Origin of the sequence: Aliivibrio logei (assembly GCF_001691055.1) — a bacterium.
Taxonomy (GTDB): domain Bacteria; phylum Pseudomonadota; class Gammaproteobacteria; order Enterobacterales; family Vibrionaceae; genus Aliivibrio; species Aliivibrio salmonicida.
Genome location: NZ_MAJU01000004.1, coordinates 468,115 through 483,871, shown reverse-complemented (window position 1 = coordinate 483,871; position 15,757 = coordinate 468,115). Strand labels below are relative to the sequence as shown.

The following is a 15,757-nucleotide window of genomic DNA, read 5'->3' as shown; positions in this document are numbered from 1 at the left end:
CAGTGATCCCGAGTTGGATAAACAATCGATGAAATTCAGTAAGGGACTAAAACTTGGAGGAGTCGTAAATACTGGCTGCCGCAACAACCAGTATAATTATCAACGAATAACAATCTTCCTTGGAATTAACTCAATTCCTGCTTGATAACGTTTTGCCGAAGCATTTAAGCCTAACGCTAATGCACTGTCTGCAATCAGTTCGAATTGTTGTGGTAGAGAGTTAACTTTAATCGGTAAAAAATCCAGTAGACGATTATCACCAAAGGTAGCGAGTTTTACGGTTCCCATCAACTCTGGCTTCTCAATAAGTACATCCAATATACCCTCAAGCAAAATATACGAGGTGGTAATAATTGCATCTGGAATTGTACCTTCTTTTATCCACTGCTCAAATATCGCTTTGCCTGACTCACTATTAAAGTGCTCACCATAACCGGTGATACTTGAGAGTCCTTTTTCTGTCACTTTGGCGTCAAAACCAGAATGACGTTGGCGAGAAATATTTAAGTCAGGTAAAGCACCAATTAAACCAATTGATTTTACGTTCTCGTTAATCACCGATTGAGTTAATTCATACGCCGCATCAAAATCTTCACTAATTACACAACAAAAGTGCTCATCATCTAATGAACGGTCAATTGCGATGATTGGAGTGCCTCGTTCTTGTATCTTTAAATAGTAGTCGCTGCCATCTACCAAACAACTGGCTACAAATAAAGCATCGATACGACGGCTGATTAACGTATGTGCGACGTTCATTTCCGTTTCAGGGTCATCATCTGAACAGCCAATTAAAATTTGATAGCCAGCTTTACGAGAATTGAACTCCAATAGCTTTGCTAATTTTGCGTAACTGGTGTTTTCAAGATCAGGAATAATTAATCCAAATGAGCGACTGCTGCCGGCACGTAAAGCTGAAGCGGCATGATCTGGGCGATAATTATGTTCATCAACGACAGCCATTACTTTGAGCTGCGTCTTCTCACTGATGCGGTATTTTTGCGCTTTACCATTAATGACATAGCTTGCAGTGGTTTTAGAAACTCCAGCAAGTTTGGCTATTTGATCTAATGTCATGGTGAAGATCCTTAATTCTGTGGGTCGGATCATATAAATTTAGATCCAATCATTTTATGGGTTGAATTATATGCTGAATCGTTTCAGTATAAAAGCTGAAAGGATTCAGCAAATTTGAAAAGCGTGACATTTGCGCTATTTTTATTCTTATGACTTATTTTTGAATAGGAAATATTTGCTGAACTTTTTTTTAATGTTTTGCTGAAACGATTCAGCAAAATATAAAGCAACCCATATTGATTTGATACATTAAGCGAGAGGCGAAGACCCATGCTGACACTGACAAAGAATGACATTACGTTGCAACAAGCGGCAGCGGATAAAACAACAGCCATCAAGGCAATCGCAAAGCAATTAACAGAGAAAGGATTAGTTGCTGAAAAGTATGTAGAAGGCATGCTAAACCGTGAACAACAAAATTCAACGTTTTTGGGTAATGGTATTGCCATCCCACACGGCACAACAGATACCCGTGAACTAGTAAACAAAACAGGCGTTGCTGTTCACCACTTTCCTCAAGGCGTTAATTGGGGCGATGGCAATGTGGTTTATGTCGCGATTGGTATTGCTGCTAAATCAGATGAACATTTAGGTATCTTAAAGCAACTGACGAAAGTGCTTTCGGCAGATGGTGTTGAAGAAAAACTGAAACAAGCGAAAAGCGAAGCCGATATTATTGCTTTGCTTAATGGTGAAGTTCAGTTTGAAGCCGATTTTGATGCGTCATTAATTCAATTGCTTTTTCCGGCAAGTGACATGATTCAAATGAGTGCGGTTGCCGGTGGTTTATTAAGAAACAGCGGTAATGCTGAAAATAAATTTGTTGCAGAGTTAGTAACAAAAGAGCCGACTCACTTAGGTAATGGTTTGTGGTTAGTGAGTACTGACAAAGGCGTTAAACGCTCTGGTATGTCGATTGTGACGACTGCTAATGGGTGTGAGTTTAATGGATTAGCGGTGAAAGGGTTAATTGCTATTGCGTCTTGTAATGCCTCACACAAATCGTTTTTATCGATTATTAGTAAAATGGTGTTTGAACAGAAACAAGATCAATTATTATCTGCTAATTCTGAGCAGTTATTAGCTATGTTCGCAACCTCTTCTGAAGAAATCGTTGCGGAAGTAAGCGCGGATAACACAGCAGTATTTACAATAAAGAATGCACATGGCTTGCATGCTCGTCCAGGAGCGATGCTTGTATCTGAAGCGAAGAAATACGAATCAAAAATTACAGTATTAAATCTTAATGGGGATGGTAAATCAGCAAATGCAAAAAGCTTAATGAAAGTGATTGCGTTAGGTGTGAAGCACGGCCATGAACTGCAATTTACGGCGGATGGCGTTGATGCAAAAGAAGCACTAGTGGGTATTGGTGCTGCCATCGAATCTGGTTTGGGCGAGGGTTAATTAATGACGTCTATTCAAAAAAACAAAGTGGTTACTATCACGCTAAACCCTGCTTTGGATTTAACGGGTAGCGTAGATGCGTTATCTATCGGTTCTGTAAGTTTAGTGAGTAAAGGCTCACTTCATGCAGCAGGGAAAGGCGTTAACGTGGCAAAAGTGCTGTCTGATTTAGGTGCTGAAGTTACTGTTACCGGTTTTCTTGGTCGTGATAATGAAGAGCTGTTCTGTCAATTATTTGAAGAAATGAACGCAAACGATCAATTTGTTCGTGTTGATGGTGCAACACGCATTAACGTGAAACTTGTTGAGCAAGATGGCCGAGTGAGTGACATCAATTTCCCTGGTGTCGACGTATCAGAACAAGCGATTGCTGAATTTGAATCACGTTTATTTGAGCTAGCAAAAACGCATGAGTTTTTTGTGCTTGCAGGGAGTTTACCACAAGGTGTTTCTCCTGAGTTGTGTGCAACATGGATTGAAAAATTGCATCAACTGGGCAAGAAAGTGATGTTTGATAGCAGTCGTGCTGCATTAGCGGCGGGTTTAGATGCTCATCCGTGGTTGATTAAACCGAACGATGAAGAATTGTCTGAATTTGTTGGACGTGAATTAAATACACCCGAAGCGTGTCAACAAGCGGCTCAAGATCTTGCTGATAAAGGTATTGAGAATGTTGTCGTGTCACTGGGCTCAAAAGGCGTGATGTGGCTGGGGGGAAATGAAGAATCTGATGCGTCATGGATCTACTCTCAACCACCGAAAATGAACGTTGTTAGTACCGTTGGTGCGGGTGATACGTTAGTTGCCGGTTTGTGTTGGGGACATGTTAATCAGTGGGAACGTGCTCAAATATTATCGTTTGCTACCGCTCTGTCAGCTTTAGCTGTATCGCAGGTTGGCGTTGGTGTACCTAATGTCGAAGACGTAAAAGAATTACAACAACAAGTAACCCTACACAACCCTATTTCTTCAAACGTGTAACCGCGTTTAGTCATAGATTAAGGACAGAATATGAAAAATATAGCTATCGTAACAGCATGCCCAAGTGGTGTAGCAAACAGCATTATCGCCGCTGGTTTATTAGAACAAGCAGCAGCGAAACTAAATTGGAAAGCCTCGATTGAATGTCAATCAAGTGTGTTACCTGTTGATGTATTAACTCAAGAGATTATTGATACCGTCGATGCAATTATTATTGCAACGAGTACCGATATTGATACGACACGCTTTGTAGGCAAAAAAGTACATCAAGGTTCAATTTCTGATTGCACGACTAACCCACAAGCGTGGTTAGAAAACGCAGTAAATACAGCAACCGAGCTAACGGCTTCAGAAGTAACGACAATCAACGAGGTTGTTGCTGATTCAAATGCAGTTAAAAAGATTGTTGCTATTACGGCCTGTCCAACGGGTGTTGCCCATACTTTCATGGCAGCAGAAGCACTAGAAGAAGAAGGTAAACGCCAAGGTTATCTTATTAAGGTAGAAACACGCGGTTCCGTGGGTGCTAAAAATCAGCTGACTGATCAAGATATCGCGGATGCGGATCTTGTTATCATCGCTGCGGATATTGAAGTGCCTCTTGAGCGTTTCAATGGCAAGCGTTTGTACAGAACAAGTACGGGACTTGCTCTGAAGAAAACAGAACAAGAAATGAATAAAGCATTTTCAGAGGCAACGGTTTTCCAAGCGTCTGGTAAGGCTCAATCTTCTCAAGCAGAAGAGAGTAAAGGCATGTACAAACACCTAATGACAGGGGTATCACACATGCTTCCTGTTGTAATTGCAGGTGGTTTGTTGATTGCGCTTTCGTTTGTGTTTGGTATTGAAGCGTTTAAAGAACCCGGTACGATTGCAGCAACGTTAATGGACATTGGTGGTGGAGCAGCCTTCGCCTTGATGATCCCTGTTCTTGCTGGTTTCATTGCGTTCTCGATTGCTGACCGCCCTGGTTTAGCGCCGGGTTTAATCGGTGGTATGTTGGCGAGCTCAACAGGCGCTGGTTTCCTTGGTGGTATTGCTGCCGGTTTCATTGCGGGTTATGCAGCAAAATTCATTGCAGATAAAGTGTCTCTTCCTCAATCAATGGAAGCATTAAAACCTATTCTAATCATTCCGTTTGTAGCGAGTTTGTTCACCGGTTTGGTCATGGTTTACATCGTTGGTGGCCCAGTAGCAGGCATCATGTCTGCACTGACTGAGTTCTTAAACAACATGGGTTCAACTAACGCGGTATTACTGGGTGTTATCCTTGGTTGTATGATGTGTTTCGATTTAGGTGGTCCAGTAAACAAAGCCGCTTATACGTTTGGTGTTGGTCTGTTAGCGTCACAAACTTATGGTCCAATGGCCGCAATTATGGCCGCAGGTATGGTTCCTGCACTTGGTATGGGCTTAGCGACATTTCTTGCTAAAAATAAATTTGAAGCGGGCGAGCGTGAAGCGGGCAAAGCGTCATTCGTGCTTGGTTTATGTTTTATTTCTGAAGGTGCGATTCCATTTGCAGCGAAAGATCCAATGCGTGTTATCCCAAGCTGTATGGCAGGTGGTGCATTAACGGGTGGTCTGTCTATGTTGTTTGGTGCTCAGTTACTCGCGCCACACGGTGGTTTATTTGTTCTTCTTATTCCAAATGCGATTACACCCGTGTTCATGTACTTGGTAGCGATAGCTGCAGGTACTGCGGTAACTGGTTTCACTTACGCTTTTTTGAAAAATAAAGCGGATGCGAAAGAAGTAGTCGCTGCATAAAAAGAATAACTAAAAATAAAATGGGCGCTTCCAATGAGAATTGGAAGCGCCCATTTTTTTTGATATTAATGCAGAGATTAACATCAAAGCAGTCCTAGAACATGAAGTTCACACCTGCACCAATAACCGAAAGGTAATCGCCAGACGCTAAGTCAATATATTGATATTCAACATTGAACGTGACTGATGGGTATAATTTCATTACACCACCAACAGCAACGTAAGGCTTAGTGGTTGTTGAGTCTTGTTTCATGGTTTGGTTACCTACCGTATTTTTATATTCAACGTTAGTACGGTTTAGTCCCATCTTTCCATAGAAAGAGCCATAGTAAGACATTGGGAAATACATCTTCGCGGCAATTGAAGCGCCATCAACAGCGGCACTGTCGTTGTTACTTGTGACATTATCCATTGATTCCGTCATGTAATAACTGAGATCCAGAGCCACCATTGGCGCAAAATGGTAGTTATAACCCACTTGAGTCATTAAACCATCCACATGGGAACCATCAATTTTCAGGTTAGCAAGACTTGGCTGAATATAGATTTGGTGTAAAGTGTCTGTTGCTTGTGCCGATGTTGTCGCACCTAGCAATAAAAGTGGTATGAATCTTTTCATTGTAAACTCGTCTTTGTAACCGAAGGTGAGATTTTATTGTGAATGAGACGATGTTGTAAAGATAATTTAAGGGAAGAAATGACATTAACTATTTGGTTTTCATTATTATTGATTTCAATGCTCGGTGCGATGTCACCAGGGCCTAGTTTAGCTACGGTTGCAAAACATACGTTATCTGGTCGCCGTATTAACGGAATTGCAGCGGCATGGGCGCATTCTATTGGTATTGGTATTTATGCTTTTATCACGGTGATTGGTTTGGCTGTGGTATTGCAGCAATCGCCAGTAGTCTTTAAAGCGATCAGTTATTTAGGAGCGACTTATCTTGCGTATTTAGGGTATGGCGCTTTACGCTCAACGGGTGGTATCGCTGCAAAACTGGAATCAGGTGAGCAGGTTACGTTGCTTGAGTCGGCGAAAGAAGGTCTGTTAATTTCATTATTGAACCCTAAAATAGCCTTGTTCTTTTTGGCGTTATTCAGTCAATTTGTTGCTGCGGGTAATACACCAATAGATAAAGCGATTATTGTTATCACTCCAATTATCATCGATGGTTTATGGTATACATTAATTAGTTGTTTATTATCAGCCCCAAAAATTGTTGATAAGCTAAGAAGTAAAGCGCAGTGGATTGATCGTTTATCTGGTGTGGTTTTAATATTATTAGCATTGCGTGTTGTTTTTTATGCGTAATGGATTACGTTTTGAATTCAATGCGAAAGGGGAAGGGTATTAAAGGAAGTGTTCACTTTTTTTGATGCTTGATCTGGCTTAATATAGCGCATTCCCAAAGCATATTGAACATGATGTATTATTGCTATATGTCATGTTGTTCTATTATTTTGTTATTAATACATAAGGTTTCCCCATGACATTTCAAGCTGCAATTTTCGATATGGATGGACTGCTGTTAGACACCGAGCGTGTGTGTATGTCTATTTTTAAACAGGCATGTGAGGCTCAAAATGTTCCGTTTATTGAAGATCTGTATCTTTCAATTATAGGCTGTAATGCAAAACGTATTGAGCAACTTTTCCGTGAAGGCTATGGGCCAAGTGTTGATTACCCTGCGTTAAATCAAGAGTGGCGAGTACGTTATACTGCGGTGGTTAAACATCAAGCTATCCCTGTAAAAGAAGGGGTAGTTGAGCTATTAGATTGGCTAAAAGCGAATAACGTACCAATGGCTGTTGCTACGTCTACACAGCATGATATCGCGATTAAAAAACTAGAGTTAGCTGGACTTGATGGCTATTTTGATGCTCTAGCGACAGGTTGTGAAGTTGAACATGGTAAGCCGCATCCTGAAATTTATTTTTTAGCCGCAGAGCGTTTGGGCATTGCTCCTGATGTTTGTCTGGCATTTGAAGATTCAAATAACGGTACTCGTGCTGCTGTGGCTGCGAATATGATCACATATCAAATCCCTGATCTTGTTGAGCCAAGTACTGAAGTTATAGAACTTGGGCATAAAATCCTACCTTCCATGATTAATGTATTGGCTGATTTAAAAACACTGCGAGTGTAAATAGAAACGAAAAAAACCGAGACAGCAATATTGCTCTCTCGGGTTTTTTTATGCTCATTATTGATTTAGTAATGTGTTTAATTGGGGTTTAAGCTCATTTATCCATTGTGAATAAGCCAATGCGTTGAGGTGTAAATCATCACAGGTATAGTCATTAGATAAAAATCCATCAGGGCTTAAAATGGCATTTACGTTTAAATAAGTAACGTCATTCTGTTGGCAATAAGCCTCTAAACGATGATTTAATTCAGTCACTTGAGGGTTGAGATGAACTAAGCGATAACCGCAATACAAGGTACTTTGTACCAACACCGTACAGTTGTTTTTTTGCCAATACGTCAGCATGGTTTGGTAGTTTTCAAATACACTATCCACTGAAAAGCCTTGCGCTAAATCGTTTATCCCAGCCATAACCGAAATTAATTTAGGGTTTACGGCGAGAGTTGTTTCTATTCGGCGCAACATTCCAACGGTCGTGTCCCCTGCAATACCTCGGTTTACATGGGGGATATCAGTAAAGACATCTTGCCACGGACCCCATTCCGTTATTGAGTCACCAAACAATACGACATCAACGCTAGGTGTGAAGGTTTGGTGTGAATCGACTAAGTGAATGTAGCGGCTCATGCTGTGGCCTCGTTGAGCTATATCGACTTCCTTACGAAGCAGTGCAACTTGCTCGCTTGGATCGTTCATTGCGTTTAATTTTGGTAATAGCCCATCGATTTGAGAGACAAGAGGGCTTAATTTTGTGGTTAATTGTAATTCACACTTTAGTGTATGTAGCGTGTTTATAATTGCATAAATTGAAGTGGGTTGCAGTTGATGAAAAAGATCATATAAGTCAACGCAATCATTGTTAAGTAAATAGGTTTTTAATTGTGTTTTCATAAGTGTTTGTCTTTTTTATAATTTCTCAAAAGTATGTTCAATTTCCGTGACCATCCATTCCATCACAGTTCCCATGCCACTGTCTCTGCGCTTAACCATGCCAATTTCTATTTTTAGGGCTTGTGGGACATGATAAGTAGATAATTTAATCGCTTGGTTTTTATACCACACAGACTCTAAAATATGCTCCGGAATTAACGCCCATCCGACGTTTCTTATGACCAATGCGGTAATGTAATAGTAACTGTCTATGTACCAATGATTTGCTGAAATCGCTTTTTCTTGAGAGTGGCCAACGCGATCACGGATAACGAGCTGGCGATGTTGGTTTAACTGAATTAATGTCGGCTTTTTACAGTGAGCTAATGGATGCTGTGGCGACACAATGAGCGCTTGATTGAAAAAGCCAAGAGACAAATACTCTAAAGAATCAGACAACGTATTTATTCGAAAAAGAAAACCCAAATCCGCTTTCTTCTCATCAACCCATCGAGCAATATCATCTTGAGACCCATTAATGATGGTTAATTTTAATAATGGAAATTTCACTGATATTTTTTGAAAGAAATCTTCAAATACGTCAATTGGAACCGCCTCATCTATTGCTACGGTTAACGCGATTTCTTGTCCCGTCGCGACGGTGTCTGCTCGTGCCTGAAGGCGTTCACATTGCTCTAAAATTGCTTGAGCTTCAATGAACATGTCTTCGCCGTCTTGAGTCAATACCGGTAAGCGAGCACTTCTGTCGAAAAGTTCAAATCCAAGGTCGGTTTCTAAATTTGAAATTGCGGTACTAATTCGAGATTGTGCTTTCCCCATTTGACGCGCAGCGGCAGAGAAAGAACCGCATTTTACTGAAGTAACAAATGCCGTTAATTGATCAAGAGTCCAATGCATTATTTGTCACCTTCTTGTAAGCGTATATGACGGTTAGAGCAATGTGGGGAGGGTTTTGGATTCACGGTGCGTTTTTCTGACAGTAAGTGACGGATAGCCAATATTGGGTGTTTTAATAGCATTCTTGGGCCAGAAAAACGCATCACAAGACGCATCTGTTCTTTTGGCTCTGGCTTATAGCAATGAATAGGGCAGGTATTACACGTGGGTTTTTCTTCCCCATAAGGACAGCGATCTAAGCGGACTTCGGCGTAATCCATTAAGGCTTGGCATTCTTCGCATAATGAATGAGAGCGATGATTCTTTTTACAATAAATCTCAATCATGGCAGATACGGTCTTAAACTCAGTGTTGAGTTTTCCAAGCAGAATCTCACTGGTTTTCATACATCACTCATTCTTAATAAAGCATCGTTAACTCAGTATAAAGGGGAAATGATATTGGGTGAAGTGTTCACTTTTTTAAAGGATGAGTTTGACTTAAGATAATGCCATCCCCAAAGCATATTGCTCCTAAGTGTATGCGCTAAAAAGCCATTTAGTTAATGACTAAGTGGCTTTTTTTTATCAAATGCAGTTATCATTAGCTATACTATTTTAAATGGACTTAAGTATTTATTTCATGAATAAAAGTAAGCTATTAAGCATCATTGTTACTGCAGGGCTGTTGGCGGCTTGTGATACAGAAGACGATAACGAAATTGATTCTATACTTATCAATCGTAATGATTACAAGGTGGTGGAATTTACGTTAGAGCCAAATCAACAAGCGAATATATCAGTACAAGATATCAGTCACCTTTTATCTGAATCATACATTATTGATGAAGGTGGTTATCAATATTGGGAAAGTGATACGCAGGATAAAGATTTTGGGAATGCGTTATTGTCGTTTTACTATGCTTTCCCACCATTATCAGGAAAACAAAGCTCAGGTTGGTTAGGGTTGAATGACGGTGGTTCGAGCAGTAAATTATTTTATCTCTTTTTTGAAAATACCGCGTTTGGCGTTATTTCGCCTCCGGTTGCTGGAGATGCGGAATCTTCAACGATGATGTATACCATTGATATTCGAAATAGGCAGGATTGATCATCACGGGTAGAGTATCAGAAAAGGTATGGGTGAAAGTAGTATGGGTGAATGTAGATTGTGGCGGTTAACTCGCTAAGAATTGAGTCTTACAGCCAATGCCGGAGGAGTTCAAAGTGGTTAATACTTTGAACTCTCTTAGTAAATTAGCATGTTTTGTTATCGAACTTATTTATCTTCAGACGTGTAGCTTGAATACGAGCAATAATAGCAGCCATTTGATTGTGGGTAGATTGCTTTAGCGGCATTTAATGCCGTGCTACAGGCAGTATGATATCCAAGTGGTTCGCATTTTGTTATACCAGGACTGTGAGTACAGTTTGCGGTGTGAATTTCATGATCTCCGTTATCTTGCACATTCTTATCAACATAAAATAAACTCATAACTACCTCTAATCATTAATATTTAATCGAAATATTTGAATAATTACAATACTCCTATTCGATGCAGTTGATAGGTAAAAATCCAAATAGTTAGATGTACGTCACTTACCATTGCTGATCTTTTTTTTGTTTTTAATTACGTTTTTTTTAAAGGAATTAACGTAAGTTCTTAGAATAAAACGTAAAGACTGAAATTATAGATAAGCAGGTAATTGATAGAGAAGCGAAAAGAATATCAAATCGTTTCTTTAATTTACGGATGAAAAATCGTCAATTAATCACTTTATTTAAAAATAAAACGAAAAGTATCATATTTGATTGATTATTATTAATATTTGATACTTTCTGGTAATTGCGGGTGTGCTAAATATCTAATAATAACCCTGTACTTACTTAACTCTATTATTAAAAGTAAAGGAAATTATTATGAACAAAGCATTATTAGTGTTACTTACTTTAGCGTCTTTTTCTAGCCAAGCGTTTGAAGTATCAAGTAAAGATATTCATGAAGGACAATTGATGAACAGTGAATTTACTTTCTCTGGTATGGGCTGTACGGGAGCGAATATTTCGCCTCAACTGAGCTGGAAAGATGCCCCTGCTGGTACTAAAAGTTTCGCGATTACGTTGTTTGATCCAGATGCACCAACAGGCAGTGGCTGGTGGCATTGGCTAGCGCTTAACATTCCTGCGAATGTAAGCAGTGTTGCTCAAGGTTCACCAATGAAAGATGTGCTACAAACTAAGAATGATTTTGGTACGATGAGCTACGGTGGCGCATGTCCTCCTGCGGGTGATGGAATGCACAGATACCAATATACTGTGTGGGCATTACCAAAAGCAAAAATTGATTTACCTGCGGATATTTCACCTGCTGTTGTCGGTTATACTCTAAATAGCATGGCTCTAGGTAAAGCCGTTTTAACAGCAACTTATGTGCGTAAATAGTGTTTTATTAGAACATTTGTAGAAAGTCATAAAACGAGGAGCATAATAATGAATGACGCGTTATTTAAAATACAAACGTATTCAGGGGTGAATGATCAACCTCTACGTAACGTCCATATTTATGCTCCGAGTATTATTTGGGTGAAATCAGGAACAAAGACGGTTTTTCAAAATACAGAATCTTATGATATCGATACTCAATCTTGGTTACTCACGTCTGCAAATCAAGAGTTGAATTTTATCAATAAACCATCACATGAGCCTTTTTATTCGGTGCAATTGTGTTTTTTGTTAGCGCCTTCTAAAGACATGCTTGAAGAGAGTAAAGCGCACGAAACTCATCGTTTGCATACGAATGCGATTAAGGTGTCTTCTGGATTAGCTTATGGTTTTTCGATGTTGATTGATATGAGTAAGCAAGCGCTGAGTTCTAACGTTCAAAAATTACATTTACTGGCATTTTATCAACAATTAGCTGAGTTAGGCGTGTTGCATGTGCTTTTCTCTGAATCGTACGCTTCTTTTCAAAATGAGTTGAGTGCGTATTTTTCCAAAGATCCTGCAGAAGCTCATCAATTAGAAGATGTGAGCCATGCGTTCTCAATGAGCCGTGCCACGCTTATTCGTCGATTGCATCATGATGGTACGAATTTTAGAACGGTATTATCGAATGTGAGGATGACTCATGCCTTGTCTTTAATGCAAGAAAGAAAACAAAGCCAACTGGATTTAGCATTGCAGTGCGGTTATCAATCAGAAAGTCGATTTAGCCAACGTTTTCACCAGCAATTTGGTCTAACGCCAAAGCAGTATATGAAGACGATCCCTCACTGAACATGGTGTTAACTTCAAAATTTTTAGTGCACTTAACCATTAAAGGACTATGATCGAGTCTCTCACTTAAGTTTGATTTAATGGCTAAAAGGCAACATTATGAGCTTACATTTAAAAGATGGTTTTAACGTATTATTCGAGCGACTACCAACCTCAGAAAAAATACTTCATATACTCGTTATGCTATGGGTATTATTACAGATAATTACTTCTAATTTTATGCATGTTCATTCAGATACATTATGGACTGAGATTAATGTTGTCAGTCATATTCATGCCTATGGCGGTCTGCTTTTAATCCCAATCACGTTGCTTTTCTCATGGAAAATTATTAAGCGTAGAAAAATGTCTGATATTTATCCTTGGCTATATAAAGACATCTCTGAGATTAAGAAAGACATTAAAACCTTGAGTACATTTCGCTTACCAGAGGTGCGCCCAGGTGGGTTAGCGGCAACAATTGAGGGATTGGGATTATTGGCGTTACTGTTGGCATTAGTAACTGGTGCTATGTGGTACATTTCGGCGAGTAATGGCAATCTCAGTTTCAGTCCGCAATTACTTGAGATCCATAAAACCAGCGTGGGTTTCATTGAGGCTTATTTTTATGGTCATGGGTTATTCGGCTTACTGCATTTAGCTGATTGGTGGCGATCTCAACGAAAATAAGAAACAAAAAAAACAGCGAGCACTTAGGCTCGCTGTTTTTATTTTTATCAGCTAGATATTACTTGGCTAATTTCGTCAACACACTCATCAATAACTTAATGCGCGGTTCAATTGACTCAAGCAGTAAGTACTCATCAGCACTGTGGAAGCCTGCGCCGATAGGACCTAAACCATCAAGTGTTGGAATACCTAAAATAGCCGTGTTGTTGGCATCAGAGCCGCCGCCGACTTCTTGCCAATTGATATCAATCTCAAGCTCTTGTGCTGATTGTTCAACCACTGCCATTAGTGCTTCAGTTTGTACTGATGGCACCATTGATGGTTTGTATGCTTCACGTTCTACTGTGATAGAAACGCCATCAACAAATGGAGTTTGAGTCATGCCATTTAATGTCGTATCAACGTGATCGTATTCTGAGTTATCCCAAAAACGCACATCAATCACTGCTGTTGCAGAATCAGGAACAATGTTAGCACCAGCACCACCAGAAACAACACCCACGTTTAGCGTAGTGCCTGATTCAAAATTCGTCATTGCATTGGCTGCTAAGATCCAGTTTGCCATTTCAGTGATTGCACTGCGGCCATTTTCTGGTTCATTACCTGCGTGAGCTGCTTTACCACTGAACGTTACTTTGTAGTTAGCCATGCCTTTACGTGCTTTAACTAAACCACCGTTCGCACGAGCCGCTTCTGCGACTAATACGTTTTTCGCTTTCTTCGCCGTTTCTTGGATCCAATCAACTGAATCTAATGAGCCAGTCTCTTCATCTGGATTCATGCAAACACAAATCGACAGCTTATCTAATACGGCTTGGTCTAGATTACGAAGTGCGTATACCACGTTCAATAGGCCAGATTTCATATCAGAAACACCCGGACCGTAGGCTTTTTCAGCATCCATAGACATTGGGCGTTCAGCCGCCGTACCCACAGGGAAAACCGTATCCATGTGACCAATCATCATCACATCAATGTGTTCAGCGTCTGGCTTGTTGCGAACTTCAAGACCAAAACCTGCTTTACCACAATCGATGCGCTTTACAGACCAGCCGTTCATCGCTTCGTATTTTGCCGCCATGTGGTTAGCAATCACTTCGATGCCTTCAACGGTGTACGTTCCGCAATCCACATTGATAAGAGGGCGTAGCTCTTCTAGATAATCGTTTAGAGAAAAATTCATCATCAATCCTTATAGAATCATGTTCATAACAAACATAGCACCAAATGCGTTTAATACTGAAATAGCAATCATTACTGGAATGTAACGGCCTTCAGTTCCGATAGGACCCATGATGCGACCCATGTATTGAACCTGTGAGCCCATTAGGTAGATTGCAGGAGCAAGAATCGCAATGTGAGTACCGTTTAAGATACCTTGGTCAAATAGTGTGATAACCACACCCACTGCGCCACCCATTGACATCCATGCGCCAATTAATACTGCAGCAGCTTCACCCGGTAAACCAAAGATAGCCATGATAGGAGAGAACAGTGTGCCCATTAAATCAAGCGCGCCCGTAATTTGCAGCGCTTTGATGATAACAAATGCCATTAATACGTTAGGAACAGTAGACGTCGTTGCAATAACCCAGCCTTTTTTTGCGCCTTCAACGAAGATGTCTGTCACCATTGGTTTTTTCGCTTTAACGTCGCTCATTATACTGTCTCCTCAGTCATTTTTTTATCGTTGTTATCACTGTTTTTATCTTCTTTACCTTCTGTAATATTTAGGTAAATACGGAATAGGTTTGCACCCACAAATTTAAACGCAAACATCACAATAACGGCTAAACCAATAGAAGAGGGAACCGCTAAAGAACCATCAGGATTCGTTAATGTAAATAGAACCGCGCCTGAAGAGAAAAAGTTAACAATGGCAGCACCGGCTGTAAATTGAAACATAGTGAATATATCGGTTTCACGCTTGGTTAAATGCTTTTCATCTTTTAACTGGCGAGTCATTGCGGCACCTGCATCGGTACTTTGTAATGAGGCGATTAAAGCCAAACCAGAGTTACCAGGAATGCCCATTAGAGGACGTAGAAGAGGAGTAAGCAGCTTACGAGCCGCATCAAGTGCGCCGTAATGCTCAAGAACGTTAATCATACCCAATGCAAACATAACGGTAGGAATAAGAGTTAATGCAAAAATGAAACCGTCACGAGCACCACTACCGCCTTTACCGCGTAATGATGTTGTTGCTGTTTGTACGCCATCTGCCGTTTCAGAAACGGAATAAGCCACTTGTCCAAAAGAACCATTCAACGTCGTGAAGTCTAATACTCCATACCATTCGTTAGATGTCATTAAGCCAGAAAAGAACACTACTGCGAAGGCAAGTGCTAAGTAGCTGCCTATAGTGACCTTACGAGCTTGCTCAGTCGGTTGCGTCATAAATACCTCAATTATAATTTTTAGATAAGATGTAAAAAGTGAATAATTAAACTAGTAACCATTTAGGGGTATTCTGAGCGATTTATTTTTAGAGTACTTGATACGAATCAATAAGCATTTCTAAAAACAATTTAGTTAATAACTAGATTATTATTTTGTGATCTATCTGAAAATGTAGATTTTTATGTTGATTCGTTAGTTTATTGTGTTTTTGATTAGTAAATGTACAAGGTCGATTCATTAATAATGAGTTTATTGAAAGGAGG

At 40.0% G+C, this 15,757-nt stretch carries 18 protein-coding genes; 9 read left to right on the top strand and 9 right to left on the bottom strand.

Features of this window, described 5'->3' with window-relative positions; translation table 11 throughout:
* Window positions 1-99: 99 nt before the first annotated feature.
* Window positions 100-1,077, bottom strand: coding sequence for a catabolite repressor/activator (cra, locus tag A6E04_RS02405; RefSeq protein ID WP_065609732.1), 978 nt, complete (start codon window positions 1,075-1,077; stop codon window positions 100-102).
* 270 nt (window positions 1,078-1,347) lie between these two features.
* Between cra and fruB the strand changes: the two genes are divergently transcribed.
* From fruB to fruA, 3 genes are read left to right on the top strand one after another with little or no spacing between them, the layout of a single operon-like run.
* Window positions 1,348-2,484 (top strand): fused PTS fructose transporter subunit IIA/HPr protein, encoded by a 1,137-nt coding sequence (fruB, locus tag A6E04_RS02400; protein ID WP_065609730.1) that lies wholly within the window; start codon window positions 1,348-1,350, stop codon window positions 2,482-2,484.
* 3 nt (window positions 2,485-2,487) lie between these two features.
* Window positions 2,488-3,465, top strand: coding sequence for a 1-phosphofructokinase (gene pfkB / locus A6E04_RS02395; protein WP_065609728.1), 978 nt, complete (start codon window positions 2,488-2,490; stop codon window positions 3,463-3,465).
* A 30-nt stretch (window positions 3,466-3,495) separates the two neighbouring features.
* Entirely contained in the window at window positions 3,496-5,235 is a 1,740-nt protein-coding gene (gene fruA / locus A6E04_RS02390) for a PTS fructose transporter subunit IIBC (RefSeq protein ID WP_065609726.1), read from the top strand.
* Window positions 5,236-5,329: 94 nt separating this feature from the next.
* Here fruA and A6E04_RS02385 read toward each other — a convergent pair whose 3' ends face one another.
* On the bottom strand, window positions 5,330-5,854 hold the full coding sequence (locus tag A6E04_RS02385; protein WP_017021681.1) for an outer membrane protein: 525 nt from the start codon (window positions 5,852-5,854) through the stop codon (window positions 5,330-5,332).
* Window positions 5,855-5,932: 78 nt separating this feature from the next.
* Here A6E04_RS02385 and A6E04_RS02380 point away from each other — a divergent pair, with 78 nt between their 5' ends.
* The gene (locus A6E04_RS02380) at window positions 5,933-6,547 is read left to right on the top strand and encodes a LysE family translocator (RefSeq protein WP_065609724.1); all 615 of its coding nucleotides are present in this window, start codon (window positions 5,933-5,935) and stop codon (window positions 6,545-6,547) included.
* Window positions 6,548-6,722: 175 nt separating this feature from the next.
* Window positions 6,723-7,382 (top strand): HAD family hydrolase, encoded by a 660-nt coding sequence (locus tag A6E04_RS02375; protein WP_065609722.1) that lies wholly within the window; start codon window positions 6,723-6,725, stop codon window positions 7,380-7,382.
* 57 nt (window positions 7,383-7,439) lie between these two features.
* Here the strand turns inward: A6E04_RS02375 and A6E04_RS02370 are convergent, their stop codons facing one another.
* The 3 genes from A6E04_RS02370 to A6E04_RS02360 are packed head-to-tail and all read right to left on the bottom strand — an operon-like array spanning window position 7,440 to window position 9,556.
* The gene (locus A6E04_RS02370) at window positions 7,440-8,273 is read right to left on the bottom strand and encodes an SGNH/GDSL hydrolase family protein (RefSeq protein WP_023602892.1); all 834 of its coding nucleotides are present in this window, start codon (window positions 8,271-8,273) and stop codon (window positions 7,440-7,442) included.
* Between the two features lie 15 nt (window positions 8,274-8,288).
* Entirely contained in the window at window positions 8,289-9,170 is an 882-nt protein-coding gene (locus A6E04_RS02365; protein ID WP_017021685.1) for a LysR family transcriptional regulator, read from the bottom strand.
* On the bottom strand, window positions 9,170-9,556 hold the full coding sequence (locus A6E04_RS02360) for a nitrous oxide-stimulated promoter family protein (protein WP_017021686.1): 387 nt from the start codon (window positions 9,554-9,556) through the stop codon (window positions 9,170-9,172). Before A6E04_RS02360 ends, A6E04_RS02365 begins: the two co-directional genes overlap by 1 nt.
* Before the next feature lie 235 nt (window positions 9,557-9,791).
* Here A6E04_RS02360 and A6E04_RS02355 point away from each other — a divergent pair, with 235 nt between their 5' ends.
* A complete protein-coding gene (locus A6E04_RS02355) occupies window positions 9,792-10,259 on the top strand; it encodes a hypothetical protein (RefSeq protein WP_017021687.1) in 468 nt (155 codons plus the stop codon).
* Window positions 10,260-10,427: 168 nt separating this feature from the next.
* On the opposite strand, the gene A6E04_RS02350 is transcribed toward A6E04_RS02355, so the two are convergent.
* Window positions 10,428-10,643 carry a hypothetical protein gene (locus tag A6E04_RS02350; RefSeq protein ID WP_017021688.1) on the bottom strand — a complete coding sequence of 72 codons (216 nt, stop codon included), beginning with the start codon at window positions 10,641-10,643 and terminating at the stop codon, window positions 10,428-10,430.
* A gap of 426 nt (window positions 10,644-11,069) precedes the next feature.
* Between A6E04_RS02350 and A6E04_RS02345 the strand changes: the two genes are divergently transcribed.
* The 3 genes from A6E04_RS02345 (at window position 11,070) to A6E04_RS02335 (ending at window position 13,094) form a co-directional block, all read left to right on the top strand.
* Window positions 11,070-11,591, top strand: coding sequence for a YbhB/YbcL family Raf kinase inhibitor-like protein (locus A6E04_RS02345; RefSeq protein WP_023602894.1), 522 nt, complete (start codon window positions 11,070-11,072; stop codon window positions 11,589-11,591).
* Between the two features lie 48 nt (window positions 11,592-11,639).
* Window positions 11,640-12,425, top strand: coding sequence for a helix-turn-helix transcriptional regulator (locus A6E04_RS02340; protein WP_065609720.1), 786 nt, complete (start codon window positions 11,640-11,642; stop codon window positions 12,423-12,425).
* A 99-nt stretch (window positions 12,426-12,524) separates the two neighbouring features.
* Window positions 12,525-13,094, top strand: a complete 570-nt coding sequence (locus A6E04_RS02335; RefSeq protein ID WP_017021691.1) for a cytochrome b/b6 domain-containing protein — start codon at window positions 12,525-12,527, stop codon at window positions 13,092-13,094.
* Window positions 13,095-13,152: 58 nt separating this feature from the next.
* On the opposite strand, the gene A6E04_RS02330 is transcribed toward A6E04_RS02335, so the two are convergent.
* Genes A6E04_RS02330 through A6E04_RS02320 form a run of 3 tightly spaced genes read right to left on the bottom strand, consistent with a single transcriptional unit; the run spans window position 13,153 to window position 15,491 of the window.
* Window positions 13,153-14,277: a M20 family metallopeptidase gene (locus tag A6E04_RS02330; protein ID WP_065609718.1), complete on the bottom strand. Its 1,125-nt coding sequence runs from the start codon at window positions 14,275-14,277 to the stop codon at window positions 13,153-13,155.
* A gap of 9 nt (window positions 14,278-14,286) precedes the next feature.
* Complete coding sequence (locus tag A6E04_RS02325) at window positions 14,287-14,754, bottom strand: YjiG family protein (protein WP_065592729.1); 468 nt, start codon at window positions 14,752-14,754, stop codon at window positions 14,287-14,289.
* Window positions 14,754-15,491, bottom strand: coding sequence for a nucleoside recognition domain-containing protein (locus A6E04_RS02320; protein WP_065609716.1), 738 nt, complete (start codon window positions 15,489-15,491; stop codon window positions 14,754-14,756). Before A6E04_RS02320 ends, A6E04_RS02325 begins: the two co-directional genes overlap by 1 nt.
* Window positions 15,492-15,757 lie beyond the last annotated feature (266 nt).

Bases quoted from the DNA above. Each gene is read 5' to 3' on its own strand.
- cra (WP_065609732.1), bottom strand. From the start codon at position 1,077: ATGACATTAGATCAAATAGCCAAACTTGCTGGAGTTTCTAAAACCACT.
- fruB (WP_065609730.1), top strand. From the start codon at position 1,348: ATGCTGACACTGACAAAGAATGACATTACGTTGCAACAAGCGGCAGCG.
- pfkB (WP_065609728.1), top strand. From the start codon at position 2,488: ATGACGTCTATTCAAAAAAACAAAGTGGTTACTATCACGCTAAACCCT.
- fruA (WP_065609726.1), top strand. From the start codon at position 3,496: ATGAAAAATATAGCTATCGTAACAGCATGCCCAAGTGGTGTAGCAAAC.
- A6E04_RS02385 (WP_017021681.1), bottom strand. From the start codon at position 5,854: ATGAAAAGATTCATACCACTTTTATTGCTAGGTGCGACAACATCGGCA.
- A6E04_RS02380 (WP_065609724.1), top strand. From the start codon at position 5,933: ATGACATTAACTATTTGGTTTTCATTATTATTGATTTCAATGCTCGGT.
- A6E04_RS02375 (WP_065609722.1), top strand. From the start codon at position 6,723: ATGACATTTCAAGCTGCAATTTTCGATATGGATGGACTGCTGTTAGAC.
- A6E04_RS02370 (WP_023602892.1), bottom strand. From the start codon at position 8,273: ATGAAAACACAATTAAAAACCTATTTACTTAACAATGATTGCGTTGAC.
- A6E04_RS02365 (WP_017021685.1), bottom strand. From the start codon at position 9,170: ATGCATTGGACTCTTGATCAATTAACGGCATTTGTTACTTCAGTAAAA.
- A6E04_RS02360 (WP_017021686.1), bottom strand. From the start codon at position 9,556: ATGAAAACCAGTGAGATTCTGCTTGGAAAACTCAACACTGAGTTTAAG.
- A6E04_RS02355 (WP_017021687.1), top strand. From the start codon at position 9,792: ATGAATAAAAGTAAGCTATTAAGCATCATTGTTACTGCAGGGCTGTTG.
- A6E04_RS02350 (WP_017021688.1), bottom strand. From the start codon at position 10,643: ATGAGTTTATTTTATGTTGATAAGAATGTGCAAGATAACGGAGATCAT.
- A6E04_RS02345 (WP_023602894.1), top strand. From the start codon at position 11,070: ATGAACAAAGCATTATTAGTGTTACTTACTTTAGCGTCTTTTTCTAGC.
- A6E04_RS02340 (WP_065609720.1), top strand. From the start codon at position 11,640: ATGAATGACGCGTTATTTAAAATACAAACGTATTCAGGGGTGAATGAT.
- A6E04_RS02335 (WP_017021691.1), top strand. From the start codon at position 12,525: ATGAGCTTACATTTAAAAGATGGTTTTAACGTATTATTCGAGCGACTA.
- A6E04_RS02330 (WP_065609718.1), bottom strand. From the start codon at position 14,277: ATGAATTTTTCTCTAAACGATTATCTAGAAGAGCTACGCCCTCTTATC.
- A6E04_RS02325 (WP_065592729.1), bottom strand. From the start codon at position 14,754: ATGAGCGACGTTAAAGCGAAAAAACCAATGGTGACAGACATCTTCGTT.
- A6E04_RS02320 (WP_065609716.1), bottom strand. From the start codon at position 15,491: ATGACGCAACCGACTGAGCAAGCTCGTAAGGTCACTATAGGCAGCTAC.